This is a genomic window from Stenotrophomonas sp. Sm10 (assembly GCF_030985515.1).
GTDB lineage: Bacteria > Pseudomonadota > Gammaproteobacteria > Xanthomonadales > Xanthomonadaceae > Stenotrophomonas > Stenotrophomonas hibiscicola.
In genome coordinates this window covers 13,124-29,962 of sequence record NZ_JAPTFO010000033.1, presented here as the reverse complement: position 1 = coordinate 29,962, position 16,839 = coordinate 13,124, and the positions used below count along the sequence as shown (strand labels likewise).

Sequence of the window (16,839 nt, the reverse complement as noted above, 5' to 3'; positions counted from 1 at the left end):
CCGTGGCAAAAACGACTTAATCCCCTCCGTCCCCTTTTCAAAGAAAAACCCCGGCCGGAGCCGGGGTTTTCATTTCAGTCGTGCCGGTAATCAGCCGCCGCGCGGGCCGCTGCGGCGCGGGCCGCCCGGTCCGCGGTTGCCACCGGGGCCGCCCGGACCACGGTTCCCACCCGGGCCGCCAGGGCCGCGATTGCCGCCCGGGCCACGGTTACCGCCGCCCGGACCACGACCGCCCGGACGCGCACCGTGCGCCGGCTTCGGGCTGCCGTAGGGGTTGAAGCCCGGCGTGGCGTGGTCGGACGGGAAGCTTGGGGCATTGCCCGGATGGCCGTACGGGTGCCTGTTGCCCTGGCCCTGCGAGCGGTTGCCGGCACCGGCCGGACGACCCTGGCCGCCTGCGCCGCCACGGCCTTCGCCGCCGAAACCGCCACGGCCCTGCCCGCCACCGGCGCCAGCACCCGGGCCCTTCGGCTTGCCGTACGGACGGCCCTGGCCGCCTGCACCCGGACCACGGGCACCGGGGCCGCGCGCGCCCGGACCGGCGTTGCGATGGCCGCTCGGGCCGGTGCTCACGCCATCCGGCACGTACCAGGTGCGGAATGCCGCAGGATTGCCTTCCGGCAGCGAACGGTCGTTCTTCTGGGTGCGCTGCTTGAACGGCTTCTGCGACTGCTTGGCTGCTGCTTCACCGCTGACCGTCAGGCCACCCTTGAAACCGCCGCCCTTGCCGCCGCGACCACGGCCGCGGTCTTCGCGGACGTTGTCGAAACGGCGCAGCTCGCGACCTTCGTCAGCGGTGTTGTGGCCATTGACGTAGGCATTGCCGCGGCCACCTTCGCGCACGCGCACGGTGGTCTTGGCGGCGCGGCGCTGGCCGATCACCGGCTGCAGCGTCAGCGCCGACGGTGCGCCTTCTTCCAGCTTCAGCTGCGCACGCAGCGCTTCCACCTGGGCGGTACCCAGTTCCACCGAATGGCCACGGGCCAGTTCGCGCGGCAGGCTAACCTTGCCGTAGCGGGTGCGCTTCAGGCGGCTGACCTGGCAGCCCTGCGATTCCCACAGGCGGCGCACTTCGCGGTTGCGGCCTTCCTTCACCACGACGCGGAACCAGTCGTGCGAATCGGTGCCACCGATGCGTTCGATCTCATCGAACTTGGCCGGACCGTCCTCCAGCGCGACGCCACGGCTGAGGCGGTCGACGATGGCGTCGGAGACCTTTTCCTCGCCTTCCGGCGCACGCACGCGCACCACGTACTCGCGCTCGACCTCGAACGACGGGTGCATCATGGCGTTGGCCAGTTCACCGTCGGTGGTGGCCAGCAGCAGGCCGGTGGTGTTGATGTCCAGCCGGCCGATGGCGATCCAGCGCGCGCCCTTCAGCGGCGGCAGCGATTCGAACACGGTCGGGCGGCCTTCGGGATCTTCGCGGGTGGTCACTTCGCCTTCAGGCTTGTTGTAGACCAGCACGCGCGACGGTTCGGACAGGGCGGTGGCGACGAAGCCGCGACCGTCCAGTTCGATCCTGTCGCCGCTCTTGACCGACATGCCGGTCTGCGCGACTTCACCGTTGACCTTGACCAGGCCCTCGGCGATGCGCTGTTCCAGCGCACGGCGCGAGCCGAGGCCGGCCTGGGCCAGCACCTTGTGCAGGCGCTCTTCCAGCTTGAACTGTTCGGAGGTGGCTTCGCGCTTCAGCGAGAGCTTGTTACGGGGGGTGTCACTCATCAGTTTTGCTCCGGCCGACGGTTTCGAGGTCGGCCTCTGGTTCGGAATCGGCTTGGTCAACAGCCACGGTCGTCATCGCGACGGCGTTGTCTTCGCGTTCGTTCAGGGGCACCGCGCGCTCGCCCGGCGCGGAATCGGGGTGCCCATCATCGAGGGGCGAAGGTGCTTGCTCATCGGTGGCCGACGCAGGCGCTGCATCGGCGGAATCGGGGGTGTCACTGCCGGCCAGGCCGGCGTCGTCGTTGGCGGCAGCGCCGTCGGCCGAGACGTCCGGACCGTCGGCGCCGGCAACGGCCGGAGCATCGCGGTCCAGCGCCAGCTGCGGTTCCAGCTCGCCCAGGTCCTTCAGTTCCGACAGCGGCGGCAGTTCGTCCAGCCGCTTCAGCCCGAAGTAGTCCAGGAAGCCCTTGGTGGTGCCGAACAGTGCCGGCTTGCCGGGCACGTCGCGGTGGCCGACCACGCGGATCCATTCGCGTTCTTCCAGTGCCTGGATGATGTTGCTGCTGACCGCCACGCCGCGCACCTGTTCGATCTCGCCGCGGGTGATCGGCTGCCGGTAGGCGATCAGCGCCAGGGTTTCCAGGGTGGCACGGGTGTAGCGGGTCTTGCGTTCGGTCCACAGCCGGCTGATCCAGCCATGCACTTCGCTGGTGACCTGGTAGCGGAAGCCCGAAGCGACCTCGACCAGTTCCACGCCGCGTCCTTCGCAGGCCTCGCGCAGCCGTTCCAGCGCACGTTCGATGCTGCCCGGCGGTGCGGGCTCATCTTCCGGGAACAGGTCCTTCAGCTGGGCCAGGGTGAGCGGCTGGCTGGAGGCCAGCAGGGCACCCTCGACAATGCGGTCGATCAGCGATTGGTCCATCGGCACTCAGCGCTCACTCATTGGCATTGGCGGCGTCGTTGTCGTCAAACTCGCTGCTGAACTGCAGCGGGGCGTTGGTGTTGCCGGCCGCCAGCGACTTGACGTAGATCGGCGCCAGCGGTTCTTCCTGGACGATGTCCAGCAGCTGTTCCTTGGCCAGCTCCAGCACCGCCAGGAACGTGACCAGCACGCCCAGCTTGCCTTCTTCGGCCGTGAACAGCCCTTCGAAGCGATAGAACCTGCCGTCTTCCAGGCGGCCGAGTACCTCGCCCATGCGTTGCCGCACGCTCAGTGCCTCGCGCTTGATGGCGTGGCCGCTGAACAGCTCGGCGCGCTTGAGCACGTCGTGCAAAGCCAGCAGCATTTCCTTCAGGTCCACCGGCGGCGGCAGCTTCACCGTGGCGCGTTCGGGCATGAAGGCATGCGCCACCGTGGTGTCGCGGTCCTGACGGGGCAGGGCGTCGATGTCCTCGGCGGCCTGCTTGAAACGTTCGTACTCCTGCAGCCGGCGCACCAGCTCGGCGCGCGGGTCGGCCTCATCGCCTTCCTCGCTGACCGGGCGCGGCAGCAGCATCCGCGACTTCACCTCGGCCAGGATCGCGGCCATCACCAGGTACTCGGCCGCCAGCTCGAAGCGCAGCTCGCGCATCACGGTGATGTATTCCACGTACTGCCGGGTGATTTCGGCCACGGGAATGTCCAGCACATCCAGGTTCTGGCGGCGGATCAGGTACAGCAGCAGGTCCAGCGGGCCTTCGAAGGCGTCCAGGATGACTTCCAGCGCGTCCGGCGGGATGTACAGGTCCTGCGGGATCTGCAGGACCGGTTGCCCATGCACCACGGCCAGCGGCATTTCCTGCTGCTGGGGGGCGGGCGGCCGGGTTGGCGGGTTCGCGTCGAGCGCGAGTTCGGAAGTCATCTAATGGACATCAGGATTGCAACGGACCAGTCGCGGCACCGGGTTCGCCGGGCCAACGCCACGGCGCCCCAGGGCACCAGACACGCCGGGATCGGCGCGATTCCACACATATCAAACAGCAGGACGCGCCGCAGGAGACGGCAGCGACAGAACTACGGGGAGGTCGTCTACGTGGCCCGGCCGGATGGTCCGGTTTGAAGCAGCGGGACGGTCGTCGGGGGCTGCGTTGGCCGCAAAACCGACGGGCTGCTGCATCCACCACGTGCAATGGAGTCTAGGGTAAGCCTTTGTCGCGCCAGTGTCCAGCCGGGCCGGGGCAGGGAGCGCATTGGCTAGAATCTGCGCACCCGACAAAGCAAGCGAGGAAATGCCGGTGTGGTATGTGATCGAAGGGTATGACGGCCAGGATGTGCTGGCGCAGCGGCTGCAGGCGCGGCCGGAACACCTGGCGCGCCTGCATGCGCTGCGCGACGAGGGGCGCCTGCTGCTGGCCGGGCCGTGCCCGGTGGTGGACAGTGAAGACCCGGGCCCGGCCGGCTTCAGTGGTTCGGTGGTGATTGCACAGTTCGAGTCGCTGCCGCAGGCCCAGGCCTGGGCCGATGCCGACCCGTACGTCGCCGCCGGCGTATACACCCATGTGCAGGTGCGGCCGTTCCGCAAGGTCCTGCCGTGAACGCGGAGCGGATCGAGCGGATGCGTGACGCACTGCAGCAGGCGCTGGCCCCCAGCGTGCTGGAAATCGAAGACGACAGCCATCGTCACGCCGGTCATGCCGGTGCACGCGATGGCCGCGGCCATTTCAACGTGCATGTGGTCAGTGAGCGCTTCGCCGGGCTGGGTCCGCTGGCCCGGCACCGCGCGGTCTATGCCGCGCTGGGGTCGATGATGGAGACCGATATCCACGCGTTGTCCATCCGCGCGCAGACCCCGTCAGAACAGGGCTGAGCCCTTGTCCCACGCTGTCCTGGCGGGTCCTTCATGGGCCTCGCCACGGACAGGTTTTCATGTCCATTTCGGGACATTCGCCTAACGGACTGTTTACAAGCCCAGATGGAAACGCTTACATTCCGCGCCAATGCTGGTAGGTCCAAGCCGTGGAGGGCGGCTTCGTGAACAAGGCAGCTATCACAATCAAAGACGTCGCACGCGAAGCCCGGGTCTCCGTGGCCACGGTTTCCCGCGCGCTCAACGGGCATGAAAATGTCGCCGAACCGGTCCGCCAGCTTGTGCTGGAGGTGGCCGCACGGTTGCGTTACACCCCGCACGCCGCCGCCCGCAGCCTGAGCAGCCGCCGCACCAATACGGTGGGCGTGGTGCTGCCTGACCTGTACGGCGAATTCTTCTCCGAGTTGATGCGCGGCATCGACGGCGTGGCCCGCAACCGCCGCCAGCACCTGCTGGTGTCCAGCTACCACGGCGACCAGGAACAGCAGGGCGCGGCCCTGCGTGCCATGCGCGGCCGCGTCGACGGCCTGCTTGTGCTCTCGCCCTACGCCGAGAGCCCGGGCTTCCTGACCGACAACCTGCCGCAGTCGCTGCCGACGGTGTTGATCAATACCTATCTGCCCGGGCAGGACCACCCGGTGCTGAGCATCGATGACCATGCCGGTGCGATGGCGATGACCCGCCATCTGCTCGACGCCGGTCACCGCCGTATCGCTTTCATTTCTGGCCCGGGCCTCAACTTCGACGCGCGCGAGCGCCTGCGCGGCTTCCGTGACGCGCTGGCGGCTTTCGGCAGTGACGCCGAAGGCATCGAGCTGCCCGGTGATTTCGACGAAGCTTCCGGCCATCGCGCCGGTCAGGAGTTGCTGGCAGCCGGAGCGCTGCCTGATGCCGTGTTCGCCGCCAACGACATGATGGCGCTGGGATGCCTGTACGCGTTCACGCAGGCCGGTGTCCGTGTCCCGGCCGATGTGGCCCTGGCGGGTTTCGATGATATTCCACTGGCGCGTTTCGTCCACCCGTCGCTGACCACCATGCAGGTCAGCATCGCCGAGCTCGGCGACCGGGCCATGACGCGTCTGATGCAGTTGATGGACGGCACCTCCACGGATGGGGCAGGGGACAAGCAGACCCTGGTTCCCCGCTTGATTGTTCGCGATTCCACCACTCCGCCATCCGGCCGTTGAAGCCAGAGGCGTTCCTTCTTTTTTGATTGATCGCAGGGACCGCGCAAGCGGTTACCGCCACCCGGAGATTGAGTTGATGATGCATACCACCTTCCGCATGCCGGCGCGCCGGCTGCTGAGCACCGCACTGGTCAGCTGCCTGATGCTGGCTGCCGCCCCCAACGTCATGGCGCAGTCGGCCAACGCCAGCCTGCGCGGCCAGGTTGCCGGCGCCCAGGCAGGCACCGAAGTGACCGCCACCAACGTGGCCACCGGTACCGTCCGCCGTGGCACCATCCGCGCCGACGGCAGCTACTCGCTGATGGGCCTGGATCCGGGCACCTACAACGTGGTCGCCAACGGCCAGACCCAGAAGGTCACCGTCACCGTGGCCTCGACCGCGACGCTGAACTTTGCCGGTGCCGCCAGCAGCACCCAGGGTTCGACCGCGGCCACCAACCTGGACACCGTCAACGTTGTTGCGCCGACCCTGCTGCAGGAAGTGCGCACCTCCGAAGTCGGCAAGACCGTCAGCCTGCAGCAGATCCAGACCACCCCGCAGGTGTCGCGCAACTTCCTGGAGTTCGCCGACGCGGTGCCGGGCCTGATCTTCACCCGCGACGCCAAGGGCAACACCTCGCTGCGCGGCGGCGCCACCAATGCCGATGGCACCAACGTGTACATCGACGGCGTGGGCCAGAAGAGCTACGTCAAGGGCGGCGGCGTGGCCGGCCAGTCCGGCAGCGCCGGCAACCCGTTCCCGCAGCTGGCCATCGGCGAATACAAGGTCATCAGCGGCAACTACAAGGCCGAGTATGGCCAGGTGTCGAGCGCCGCGGTGACGGCTGCAACCAAGTCCGGCACCAATGAGTTCAAGGGTGAGGCGTTCTACCGCTACACCGATGAAGACATGCGTGCCAAGACCCCGGCCGAGCGCCAGGGTGGCAAGGAGAAGATGGTCTCGGCCGAGAAGGAATACGGCTTCGCCCTGGGCGGCCCGATCGTCCAGGACAAGGCGCACTTCTTCGTGACCTACGAAGCCAAGCGCTTCGACCTGCCGGTCACCATCGCGCCGGATGGCGCGGTCACCGGCGCTGCCGGCCTGCTGCCGCCGGCCGGCGCCGCCGGCCTTGGCCCGGCCAGCCAGCCGTTCCAGCAGGACCTGATCTTCGGCAAGATCGACTTCGAGCCGACCGACAACGATCGCATCGAGCTGACCTTCCAGGACCGCGACGAAACCCAGTCGCAGTTCAGTGGCCAGACCTCGCCGGAAGCCGGCCGTGAAGTGGTCAACACCGACCGTCGTTACGCCCTGCGCTGGAACCACAGCGGTGAGCGCTACTACAACGAGTTGATGGTCACCCACGAAGACTCGTTCAACAACCCGACCCCGCTGACGCTGGCCAACGGCATCACCTACACCGCACCGGACGGCCCCGAAGACCGCACCATCGTGAAGATCGGTGGCGCCTCGGCACTGGATTCGCAGGTGAAGGGCCAGAAGGGCTGGTCGATCGAAGACAACCTGACCCTGGATGGCATCCAGTGGGCCGGTGACCACACCATCAAGATGGGCGTGAAGTACAAGGCGATCGATCTGTACGCATCCGATGCGGCACAGATCAACCCGACCTTCACCTACTCGCTGGGCGATCCGGACTTCCCCGATTCGATTCCGTACAAGGCGCAGTTCGTCAAGCCGGTGACCGGCGTGTCCGGCGTGTCCGGCGAAGTGCGTTCGAAGTCCAAGCAGTACGGCGTGTTCATCCAGGACGACTGGCAGGTCAACGACCACCTGCAGCTGAACATCGGCCTGCGCTGGGACTACGAAAAGACCCCGTCCTACCTGGACTTCGTGACCCCGCAGCAGGTGGTCGACGCCATCTATTCGCAGGATCCGCGCGCCCCCGCCGGCCAGACCTATGCCGATTCGCTGGCACTGGGCGGCCTGGACATCAGCGACTACATCAGCAACGGCCACAACCGCAAGGCGTTCAAGGATGCCTGGCAGCCGCGCCTGGGCTTCTCGTATGACATCAATGCCGACGAGCAGCACGTCATCCACGGCGGTGCCGGCCGTTCCTACGACCGTGACCTGTTCGACAACCTGCAGCTGGAAACCACCAAGCTGGCCCTGCCGCAGCCGACCATCTACTTCCGCAACCCGGCCACCAACACCTGCATCAACGGCCAAGCCGCCTGCTATGACTGGAATCCGAACCTGCTCAACGGCATCGGCAACCTGCAGGCACTGGTCGGCGCGACCAGCAATGCCGGGCTGGAGGTTGACCTGCTGAACAACAAGCTGAAGGCGCCGTACTCGGATCAGTTCAGCCTGGGCATGAGCAACCAGATCGGCGACTGGCTGACCGATGCCACCATCGCTCGTACCCTGAGCTACGACGGCTTCGCCTTCACCCTGGGCAACCGCTACCCGACCGGCCAGTTCTTCGATGATCCGCGCCTGTGCGGCGGCACCTCCGCAGGCCTGAGCCAGGCCTGGAGCTGCAACGTGCCGGGCTTCGGCAGCCTGATCATCGGCCAGCAGGGCATCAAGACCCGCGCCACCCAGGTCCTGTTGTCGGCACAGAAGCCGTTCACCAAGGAAAGCGGCTGGGGCACCTCGATCGCCTATACCTGGACCACTGCGCGCCATAACCGCGACATCAACGAGAAGTATGCGTTCGATCGCGGCCTGATCGGTGACTACCCGACCATCCGCTCCAACGGCGCGCCGCGCCACCGCCTGGTGGTGACCGGTTCCTACGCGGGCTTCTGGGGCATCACTTTCGGCGGCAAGATCACCCTGGCCACCCCGACCGCCGTCAACGACTGGTACCCGGTGATGCAGGCCAGCGGCTACACCCTGCCGACCCCGCAGGCGGCCGTGCCCAACGCCACCGGCAAGTTCCTGGTGGGTGGCAAGATCTTCGGCTACCGTTCGGTCGACCTGCAGGCGACGAAGACGTTCAAGCTGGCGGGCAACACCGAGCTGTACGCCCGCCTGGACATCATCAACGTGTTCAACTTCGACAACTTCTCCACCTACAACTACGTCAAGACCAACGGCAAGCTGCAGGCCAGCTACAACGAGACCGGCGACATCATCGGTACTCCGCGCCAGGTCAAGGCCGAAGTGGGCTTCCGCTTCTAAGCCCGGGCGGTGATGCATGACCCGATGCCGCCGGCTCGCTGGCGGCATCGGTCAAAACGGCAATGGCCGGCCCTGTGCCGGTCCATTGCCCACGCCGCTGCCGGCCAGGGGGCAGCGGCGTGGGCAATGATCGCGGTGTCAAGCCACGTTTTTCGTGGTTTTTTAAGAACGCACCTTGTAAACGATTTCAGATCATTGGACGTTATGCTTTCCCATCGATCAGACCACCGGAGGAACCGCGCCATGCAGGCACGCCATCTGTTGTCCGCCGCAGCGCTGAGCCTGGCCGTGGCCGCCTGCCAGCCGGCCCAGCAGGAACCTGCCAAGCCCCGCCCGCCGGTGATCCTGATCGAGGCCGACGCACCGCCGCGGCCGATGAAGCCGGAGCTTCCGCCGCTGTTCGATGACATCGAACGCCGCACTTTCCAGTTCTTCTGGGACACCACCAACGAAGTGAACGGCCTGACCCCGGACCGCTATCCGTCGCGGCCGTTCGCCAGCATCGCTTCGGTCGGCTTCGCACTGACCGCCTATCCGATCGGTATCGAGAACGGCTGGGTCAGCCGCAACCAAGCGATCGATCGGACGCTGACAACGCTGAAGTTCTTCCGCGACGTGCCGATGGGCCCGCAGCGAACCGGCAAGGCCGGCTACAAGGGCTTCTACTACCACTTCCTGGACATGCAGGAAGGCCGTCGCTACGACAGCTGGGTCGAACTGTCCTCGGTGGATACCGCACTGCTGATGATGGGCGTGCTGTTCGCGCAGTCGTACTACGACGGCGATGATCCGCGCGAGAAGGAGATCCGCCAGATCGCCGACACCTTGTACAAGAAGGTGGACTGGCCGTGGCTGCAGCAGCGTGCGCCGCTGATCTCGATGGGCTGGTTCCCCGAGAGCGGCTTCATCGACCACGACTGGATGGGCTACAACGAGGCGATGATGGTCTACATCCTTGCCCTGGGGTCGCCCACGCACCCGGTCAGCCCGGATGCGTGGACGGTGTGGACGCGCACCTACGACAACGACTGGGGTGTTTACCAGGGCCAGGAATACCTGTCCTTCGGCCCGCTGTTCGGCCACCAGTACAGCCACGTCTGGATCGACTTCCGCGATATCCAGGACGCATACATGCGCGAGCGCGGCAGCACTTATTTCCTCAACAGCCGCTCGGCTGCGCTGGCCCAGCGCGAATACGCCATCGCCAACCCGATGCAGTGGAAGGAGTATGGCGAGAATGTGTGGGGCCTGACCGCCAGCGATGGCCCGCAGAACACCACGCAGGAGTACCGCGGCGAGCAGCGCCAGTTCCGCCATTACTCCTCGCGCGGCGCTGGGCTGCGCGAGAATTTCGATGACGGCACCATTGCCCCGACTGCTGCGATCGCCTCGGTGGTGTTTGCGCCGGAGCAGGTGATCCCGGCCACGCTGGAAATGCACAAGCGCTACGGCGACTACATCTATTCCAGCTACGGCTTCCTGGATTCATTCAACCCCAGCTTCAACTACGACATCCCGATCAAGACCGGCCGCCTGGTGCCGGATCGCGGCTGGGTCGCCAGCGATTACATCGCCATCGACCAGGGACCGATCCTGACCATGATCGCCAACTACCGCAACGATTTCGTGTGGGAGGTGATGAAGAAGAACCCCTACATCCGCAAGGGACTGGAGCGGGCAGGGTTCAGCGGTGGCTGGCTGGCGCCGGAAGGCGCGTTCCAGCCGCTGGAGCTGCAGAAGGACGAAAAGGCCGCGGCGGCACGCGCGGTGGGTATCGCCGAATCACGCGCGGCTGCCGCGCAGGAACAGAAAAACAATGCCAACCGCAACACAGGGCAGGGGAAGTAACCCGGTGCCGAACTGGATCGACCGCCTGCGCCGCTGGGCGCTGCCCGCCCTGGCCGCTTTGGCCGTGGCCGGCTGCGCCCGCACCGAGCCTGGAACCACCACCGTGCGCTTCTGGGCGATGGGTCGCGAAGCCGAGGTGGTCAGCGAGCTGATCCACGAGTTCGAGGCCGAAAATCCCGGCATCAAGGTGGATGTGCAGAACATCCCGTGGACCGCTGCGCACGAAAAGCTGCTGACCGCGTTCGCCGCCGATGGCCTGCCGGACGTGTGCCAGCTCGGCAATACCTGGGTGCCGGAGTTCGCCGAACTCGATGCATTGACCCCGCTGCAGCCGTTCGTGCAGCGCTCCACTGTGGTCGATCCGAAAGATTACTTCCAGGGCATCTGGGATACCAACGTGATCCACGGCGAGCTGGTGGGCGTGCCGTGGTACGTCGATACACGCCTGATCTACTACCGCAAGGACCTGCTGGCCAAGGCCGGCTACGACCACCCGCCGCGTACCTGGGCCGAGTGGGACGAGCAGATGGCGGCGATCAAGCGCATGCAGGGGCCGAACCGCTATGCGGTGCTGATGCCGATCAATGAGTTCGAGCAGCAGTTGTCCTTGGCACTGCAGCAACCCGATCCGCTGCTGCGCGACGATGACACCCGCGGCAATTTCGCCAGCCCGGGGTTCCGCCGCACGCTGGCCTTCTACGCCAACATGTTCGAGCAGGGCTGGGCGCCGAAGATGTCCGAGACGCAGATCTCCAACGTCTGGGACGAGTTCTTCCGCGGCTTCAACGTGTTCTACATCTCCGGCCCCTGGAACATCCGCGAGTTCAAGAAGCTGCAGCCGAAGGAACTGGAAGGGCAGTGGGGCACCGCGGCGCTACCGGGTCCGGACGGCCCCGGCGCCGGCATCGCCGGTGGCACCAGCCTGGTGATCTTCCGCAAGTCGCAGCAGAAGGAAGCGTCGTGGAAGCTGATCGAGTTCCTGTCGCGGCCGCAGATCCAGGCGCGTTTCCATTCGATCATCGGCGATCTGCCGCCGCGCCGCAGTACCTGGAACGCACCGTCGCTGGCCAACGATCCGCTGGCAGCGGCATTCCGTGACCAGCTGGAGCGGGTCAAGCCGACGCCGAAGGTGCTCGAATGGGAGCGCATCGTGCAGGAAATGCGCATCGTCACCGAGAAGGTGGTGCGCGGTGGCCTGCCGCAGGACAAGGCCGTGGAAGAACTGGACCAGCGCGTGGACAAGGTGCTGGCCAAGCGCCGCTGGATGCATGAACAACAACGCCTGCAGCAGCGCGCACCGTCGTCGCAGTCCAGCAGTGCCGTAGCCGCCGGGAGCGCGCAATGAAACGTACTTCGCTTGCCGGCTGGATCTTCGCCGGGCCCTCGTTGATCGTGCTGGGCGTGTTCTTCGGCCTGCCGGTGGCTTCGGCGCTGGCGCTGAGCGTGACCGACTTCGACCTGTATGCCCTGGCTGACAGCAGCAACCTGCGGTTTGTCGGCCTCGGCAACTACATCGACCTGCTGCAGACACCGATGTTCTGGAAGTCGCTGTGGAATACCACCTACTTCGTGTTGATCGGTGTGCCCTTGTCGATCAGCGTGTCGCTGGGCGCGGCGATGCTGCTGAACGCACCGGCCGCGCGCTTCAAGGCGCTGTTCCGCACCGCGCTGTTCGCGCCGGTGGTGACCACGCTGGTGGCGGTGGCGGTGATCTGGCGTTACCTGTTCCACACCAGCTACGGCCTGGTGAACTACGGCCTGGGCCACCTGGGCATCAGCCCGATCGACTGGCTGGGCGATCCCAACTGGGCGATGCCGACCATCATGCTGTTCGCGGTGTGGAAGAACTTCGGCTACAACATGGTGATCTTCCTGGCCGGCCTGCAGGCGATCCCGCATGACCTGTACGAGGCTGCGCGCATCGACGGCGCCTCGCGCTGGAAGCAGTTCCTGCACATCACCCTGCCGATGCTCGGCCCGGTGCTGCTGGTGGTCGGGGTGATCACCGTGTCCGGCTACTTCCAGCTGTTCGCCGAGCCGTATGTCATGACCCGCGGCGACCCGCTGCAGAGCACCGTCAGCGTGCTGTATTTCATGTTCGAGGAAGGCTTCAAGTGGTGGAACCTGGGACGCGCCTCCGCCGTGGCGTTCCTGCTGTTCCTGATCATCCTGGCGGTGACCACCGTGATGCTGCGTTTCGGCCGCAAGAGGCAGTTGGTATGAGTCGTGAAATCGGCCAGTCGCGCTGGTACCCGTGGTTGATCAATGGTGCGTTGCTGGTGCTGGCCCTGGTCAGCCTGGCACCGCTGTTGTGGATGCTCTCGGTCTCGTTCATGCCGCAGGGCGAGGCCAGCCATTTCCCGCCGCCGCTGCTGCCTTCCAGCATCACCACGCACAACTACCATGAGTTGTTCGCGCGTACCGGCATGGGTGGCAACTTCGCCAACAGCCTGCTCGTCTCGCTGGCGATCACCTTTGGCTCGCTGTTGCTCAACACCATGGCCGGCTATGCGTTCGCCAAGCTCAACTTCGTCGGGCGCGAGCGCCTGTTCCAGGTGCTGATGGCGGCGCTGGTGATTCCAGCGCAGGTGGCGATGCTGCCGCTGTTCCTGCTGATGAAGCAGCTGGGCCTGGTCAACAGCTTCGGCGGCGTGATCGTGCCGGCGCTGGCCAGCGTGTTCGGCATCTTCCTGGTGCGCCAGTACGCGCGTTCGATTCCGGACGAATTGCTGGAAGCGGCCCGTATCGACGGGGCAGGGGAGCTGCGCATCTTCTTCCAGATCGTGCTGCCGATGCTCAAGCCGGTGCTGGTGACCCTGGCGATCTTCACCTTCATGGGCGCATGGAACGATTTCATGTGGCCGCTGATCGTGTTGACCGATCAGGAGCACTACACTTTGCCGGTGGCGCTGGCCACCCTCTCGCGCGAGCACATCATGGACGTGGAAATGATGATGGCCGGCGCGGTGGTCACCGTGGTCCCGGTGCTGGCGCTGTTCCTGGTGCTGCAGCGGTACTACATCCAAGGTCTGTTGCTGGGGAGCGTCAAGGGATGAAGCGAGCGATCGCCGTTGGACTGGGCCTGCTGTGGACCTCCCTGGCGATCGCCGCGCCACCGGCGCTGCCGGCACCGAAGGTGCTGGACGACTTCGACGACGTCGCGGCCTGGAAGCTGGTGCTGTCCGACCAGGTCAGCGGTTCGCTGCGCCCGGTCAGTGGCGCTGGCGGCGGCCGCGCGCTGTGCCTGGACTATGACTTCCACGATGTCTCCGGCTACGTCGGCATCCGCCGCGCGCTGAACATCGAATACCCGGTCAATTACCGTTTCGGCTTCCAGTTGCGCGGTGATTCACCGGGCAACGACCTGCAGTTCAAGTTGATCGATGCCAGCGGCGACAACGTCTGGTGGGTCAATCGGCCCGGCTACAGTTTCCCCAAGGGCTGGACGCCGGTCGAGTACCGCCGGCGCCAGATCGACAAGGCGTGGGGTCCCTCGCCCGAGAAGGAGATGGCGCGCAGCGCCGCAGTCGAGTTCACGATCTACAGCAAGGTCGGCGGCCGCGGCACCGTATGCTTCGACAGGCTGACCCTGCAGGGGCTGCCACCGCAGGATGATTCGGCGCTGGTGCCGTCGGTGATTGCCGATACCGCCACCGCGCTGCAGGACCGCATGATCGACGGCAAGAGCGACACGTTCTGGATCAGCGGTGGCGTCAAGCAGCAGACCATCAGCCTGGACCTGCACAAGAGCCGCGAGATCGGCGGTGTCGTGATCGATTGGCTGCCGAACCTGGAAGCCAATCGCTACACCGTGCGGACGTCCGAGGATGGCCGGGATTGGCGCATCGTGCGCGAAGTGACCAGCGGTGCCGGTGGCCGCGACTGGCTTGCCCTGCCGGATACCGACGCGCGCTACGTGCGTTTCGATCTGCGCGATGGCCCGAACTGGCGCTATGGCATCCGTGACATCGCACTCAAGCCGCTGGCGTTCGCCGCCACGCCCAATGCCTTCCTGTCCTCGGTAGCCGCCGATCTGCCGCGCGGTTCGTTGCCGCGCGCGTATGTGGGCGAACAGCCCTACTGGACCCTGCTCGGCCTCGATGGTGGCCAGGAGCAGGCGCTGATCAGCGAAGATGGCGCGCTGGAGCCGGCCAAGGGCAGCTTCAGCATCGAGCCGTTCATCCGCCTGGACGGCAAGCTGCTGGACTGGTCGAAAGTGGCTATCACCCAGTCGCTGCAGGATCACTACCTTCCGATCGCCACCGTCGACTGGGTGCATGAGAAGGCCGGACTCTCGGTGACCGGTTTCGTGCAGGGCACGCCCGAGCGTGCGCAGCTGATCGGCCGCTACCGGCTGAGCAATCCGGACAAGGTCGCGCACGAATACACCCTGGCACTGGCGATACGGCCGTGGCAGGTCAATCCGCCCACCCAGTTCCTTAATACCGTCGGAGGCTTCAGCCGGATTGATGCCCTGGATGTAGGTGAGCAGCTGGTTCGGGTCAACGGTGAGCCGCGGATCTATCCGCTGCAGGTACCGGACGCGCGCTTTGCCAGTACGTTCGATGGCAAGCTCGATGCGATGCATCTGGAAAGCGGCACGTACCCGGCGACCACGGCGGTGAAGGACAGCACCGGCATGGCGTCGGGTGCGCTGGTGTACACGATCAGGCTGGAGCCCGGGCAGAACCGTGAGGTGGCGGTGGTGCTGCCACAGACCGGTGGCTGGGCGCCGCAGGCGCTGGATGTGGCCAAGGCGCAGGCGCAGGTGGCCGAGCAGTGGCGGAAGAGGCTGGGCGTGGTTTCGCTGCAGGTGCCTGCTGCAGGCCAGCCACTGGTCGACACCCTGCGCACGGCGGTGGCGCACATGCTGATCTCGCGTGTCGGACCGCGCCTGCAGCCGGGCACGCGGTCGTATGCGCGCAGCTGGATCCGCGACGGCGCGATGATCTCCGAGGGCCTGCTGCGCATGGGGCGCAGTGATGCGGTGCGCGATTACGTCAACTGGTATGCGCCGTACCAGTTCGAAAACGGCAAGGTGCCGTGCTGCGTCGACGCGCGCGGCAGCGACCCGGTGCCGGAGAACGACAGCCATGGCGAGTTGATCTACAGCATCGCCGAGTATGGGCGCTACACCGGCGACAGCACGTTCACCGAGCTGATGTGGCCGCACGTGCAGGGCGCCTACAACTACATGGAGCAGCTGCGCGCCAGCGAGCGCACCGAGGAAAACCGCGCGCGCAACCCGGCGTTCTACGGGATGATGCCGGCCTCGATCAGCCATGAAGGCTATTCGGCCAAGCCGATGCATTCCTACTGGGACAACTTCTGGGCACTGCGCGGCTACAAGGACGCGGCGCTGCTGGCGACCCAGCTGGGCAAGGTCGAGGCGATGCAGATCGCCGAATCGCGCGACCAGTTCCGTGCTGACCTGCAGGCCTCGCTGCTGTCGGCGATGCAGCAGCACAAGATCGATTACCTGCCGGGCTCGGCCGAGCTGGGCGACTTCGACTCGACCTCCACCACGATCGCGCTTGCCCCCGGTGGCGAGCAGGGCCGGCTGCCGCAGCAGGCGCTGGAGGCGACCTTCGAGCGCTACTGGAACGAGTTCGTTGCCCGTCGCGATGGCAAGCGCGAGTGGAAGGATTACACCCCGTACGAATGGCGCAACGTGGCAGCGTTCGTGCGCCTGGGCTGGCGCGACCGCGCCTGGCAGGCCACCGAGTTCTTCTTCAGGGACCGCGCGCCACAGGCCTGGAACCAGTGGGCCGAAGTGGTCTCGCGCACGCCGCGCAAGCCGTTCTTCGTCGGTGACCTGCCGCACGCCTGGGTGGCTTCGGACTTCGTGCGCTCTGCGTTGGACATGTTCGCTTACAACCGTGATCTGGACGATGCGCTGGTACTGGCCGCTGGCGTGCCGACCGCGTGGCTGCAGGGCGAGGGCATTGCCGTGCAGGGCCTGCGCACGCCGCAGGGGCAGTTGAACTACCGCCTGCAGCGCAGCGACAAGCAGCTGGTGCTGGAGGTGCAACCGGGCCTGGTGCCGCCGGTCGGTGGTGTGGTGCTGCCGTGGCCGTATGCTGGCGACCCGGGCGAGGCGAGCATCAACGGTGAAGCGGCCCAGTGGGTCAACAGAGAACTGCACGTGCACCAGCTGCCGGCGCGGATCGAGATCGACGTGCCGAGCGCAGTGCGCCGCGCCGAACGCAAGGGGCAGTAA

General features: G+C 66.1%; 12 protein-coding genes. 9 read left to right on the top strand and 3 right to left on the bottom strand.

All coding sequences use genetic code 11. The features are described from left to right. Positions 1-90: 90 nt before the first annotated feature. Genes O0J15_RS11250 through O0J15_RS11240 form a run of 3 tightly spaced genes read right to left on the bottom strand, consistent with a single transcriptional unit; the run spans position 91 to position 3,506 of the window. The gene (locus O0J15_RS11250; RefSeq protein ID WP_134729947.1) at positions 91-1,725 is read right to left on the bottom strand and encodes a pseudouridine synthase; all 1,635 of its coding nucleotides are present in this window, start codon (positions 1,723-1,725) and stop codon (positions 91-93) included. Continuing rightward, positions 1,718-2,587: an SMC-Scp complex subunit ScpB gene (scpB, locus tag O0J15_RS11245; protein WP_019660466.1), complete on the bottom strand. Its 870-nt coding sequence runs from the start codon at positions 2,585-2,587 to the stop codon at positions 1,718-1,720. The genes O0J15_RS11250 and scpB overlap by 8 nt, the downstream gene beginning before the upstream one ends. 13 nt (positions 2,588-2,600) lie before the next feature. Continuing rightward, positions 2,601-3,506, bottom strand: a complete 906-nt coding sequence (locus O0J15_RS11240) for a ScpA family protein (protein WP_019660465.1) — start codon at positions 3,504-3,506, stop codon at positions 2,601-2,603. Positions 3,507-3,879: 373 nt separating this feature from the next. Between O0J15_RS11240 and O0J15_RS11235 the strand changes: the two genes are divergently transcribed. From O0J15_RS11235 to O0J15_RS11195, 9 genes are all read left to right on the top strand, one after another. Beyond that, a complete protein-coding gene (locus tag O0J15_RS11235; protein WP_026347072.1) occupies positions 3,880-4,179 on the top strand; it encodes a YciI family protein in 300 nt (99 codons plus the stop codon). Between the two features lie 20 nt (positions 4,180-4,199). Continuing rightward, entirely contained in the window at positions 4,200-4,451 is a 252-nt protein-coding gene (locus O0J15_RS11230; RefSeq protein ID WP_032953611.1) for a BolA family transcriptional regulator, read from the top strand. A gap of 149 nt (positions 4,452-4,600) precedes the next feature. After that, entirely contained in the window at positions 4,601-5,638 is a 1,038-nt protein-coding gene (locus tag O0J15_RS11225) for a LacI family DNA-binding transcriptional regulator (RefSeq protein WP_134729949.1), read from the top strand. A gap of 76 nt (positions 5,639-5,714) precedes the next feature. After that, positions 5,715-8,771 carry a TonB-dependent receptor gene (locus O0J15_RS11220; protein WP_111097844.1) on the top strand — a complete coding sequence of 1,019 codons (3,057 nt, stop codon included), beginning with the start codon at positions 5,715-5,717 and terminating at the stop codon, positions 8,769-8,771. Between the two features lie 243 nt (positions 8,772-9,014). Continuing rightward, positions 9,015-10,619 carry a glucoamylase family protein gene (locus O0J15_RS11215; RefSeq protein WP_019660460.1) on the top strand — a complete coding sequence of 535 codons (1,605 nt, stop codon included), beginning with the start codon at positions 9,015-9,017 and terminating at the stop codon, positions 10,617-10,619. A gap of 4 nt (positions 10,620-10,623) precedes the next feature. Further along, the gene (locus O0J15_RS11210; protein WP_134729955.1) at positions 10,624-11,964 is read left to right on the top strand and encodes a sugar ABC transporter substrate-binding protein; all 1,341 of its coding nucleotides are present in this window, start codon (positions 10,624-10,626) and stop codon (positions 11,962-11,964) included. Continuing rightward, positions 11,961-12,842, top strand: coding sequence for a carbohydrate ABC transporter permease (locus O0J15_RS11205; protein ID WP_197605883.1), 882 nt, complete (start codon positions 11,961-11,963; stop codon positions 12,840-12,842). Before O0J15_RS11210 ends, O0J15_RS11205 begins: the two co-directional genes overlap by 4 nt. Continuing rightward, a complete protein-coding gene (locus O0J15_RS11200) occupies positions 12,839-13,675 on the top strand; it encodes a carbohydrate ABC transporter permease (protein WP_111097843.1) in 837 nt (278 codons plus the stop codon). Before O0J15_RS11205 ends, O0J15_RS11200 begins: the two co-directional genes overlap by 4 nt. Beyond that, complete coding sequence (locus O0J15_RS11195) at positions 13,672-16,839, top strand: discoidin domain-containing protein (RefSeq protein WP_308305659.1); 3,168 nt, start codon at positions 13,672-13,674, stop codon at positions 16,837-16,839. Before O0J15_RS11200 ends, O0J15_RS11195 begins: the two co-directional genes overlap by 4 nt.

What these genes read in the sequence shown, in the direction of transcription:
- O0J15_RS11195 (WP_308305659.1), top strand. Translation starts at nt 13,672, where the DNA reads ATGAAGCGAGCGATCGCCGTTGGACTGGGCCTGCTGTGGACCTCCCTG.
- scpB (WP_019660466.1), bottom strand. Translation starts at nt 2,587, where the DNA reads ATGGACCAATCGCTGATCGACCGCATTGTCGAGGGTGCCCTGCTGGCC.
- O0J15_RS11205 (WP_197605883.1), top strand. Translation starts at nt 11,961, where the DNA reads ATGAAACGTACTTCGCTTGCCGGCTGGATCTTCGCCGGGCCCTCGTTG.
- O0J15_RS11230 (WP_032953611.1), top strand. Translation starts at nt 4,200, where the DNA reads ATGCGTGACGCACTGCAGCAGGCGCTGGCCCCCAGCGTGCTGGAAATC.
- O0J15_RS11240 (WP_019660465.1), bottom strand. Translation starts at nt 3,506, where the DNA reads ATGACTTCCGAACTCGCGCTCGACGCGAACCCGCCAACCCGGCCGCCC.
- O0J15_RS11200 (WP_111097843.1), top strand. Translation starts at nt 12,839, where the DNA reads ATGAGTCGTGAAATCGGCCAGTCGCGCTGGTACCCGTGGTTGATCAAT.
- O0J15_RS11250 (WP_134729947.1), bottom strand. Translation starts at nt 1,725, where the DNA reads ATGAGTGACACCCCCCGTAACAAGCTCTCGCTGAAGCGCGAAGCCACC.
- O0J15_RS11215 (WP_019660460.1), top strand. Translation starts at nt 9,015, where the DNA reads ATGCAGGCACGCCATCTGTTGTCCGCCGCAGCGCTGAGCCTGGCCGTG.
- O0J15_RS11220 (WP_111097844.1), top strand. Translation starts at nt 5,715, where the DNA reads ATGATGCATACCACCTTCCGCATGCCGGCGCGCCGGCTGCTGAGCACC.